Here is an 840-nt window from a genome sequence, read left to right as displayed (position 1 = left end):
CCTCCAAGGCCACCGGCGTGCAGCTGGCCAAGGCCGCGGCGATGATCGGGGCGGGCCGCAGCATTGCCCAGCTGCGCGGGGACATACTGCCAGCCCAGGGCGATGGCACCCACCTGCCGGAAACCGCTCCGGTGGCGGTGAAGGAGGCCGTGCTGCCCTTCAGCCGCTTCCGCACCCCGCAGCAAGGTCGTCGACTCGCTGCTCGGGCCGGAAATGCGCTCCACTGGCGAGGTGATGGGCATCGACAAGTACTTCGACACCGCCTTCGCCAAGTCCCAGGCCGCGGCGAACAACCCGCTGCCCACCGCCGGGAAGGTGTTCGTCTCGGTCACCAACCGGGACAAGCGCTCGATCGTGCTGCCGGTCAAGCACCTGTCCGACAACGGGTTCGAGATCGTCTCCACCGGCGGCACCGCCCAGGTGCTGCGCCGCAACGGGATCCCCACCACCGTGGTCAACAAGGTCCACGAGGGCGGGGAAACCATTGTGGACATGATCACCGAGGGCCAGATCGGCTGATCCTGAACACCCCCTCGGGCTCCGAGCGCGCGGGGACGGCTACGAGATCCGCGCGGCTGCCACCAGCGTGGGCACCCCGATCATCACCACCGTGGCCGAGTTCGGTGCCGCGGTGCAGGCCATCGACGCGCTGCGCCACTACAGCTGGGATGTGACCAGCCTGCAGGAGCACCCGGACCTGGTCTCGGCAGGCGGCCGTGGCTAGCGCCGGGGCGGGACACGCCGCGGCCGGGAACACCGAAATGGATCATTTCGGCAACCGGCTGCGGGTGGCGATGGAGGCGAACGGGCCGTTGTGCGTGGGCATCGACCGCACCCCAG

General features: G+C 69.5%; 1 pseudogene. It reads left to right on the top strand.

Annotated features, from left to right (window positions below):
* Positions 1-724, top strand: a pseudogene (gene carB, locus JCM19049_RS21535) (carbamoyl phosphate synthase large subunit); the annotation flags it as partial.
* Positions 725-840: the final 116 nt, after the last annotated feature.

This window comes from Arthrobacter sp. JCM 19049 (assembly GCF_001310435.1).
Note: the sequence above shows the minus strand (reverse complement) of the source record. Positions and strands in the feature narration are given on the sequence as shown.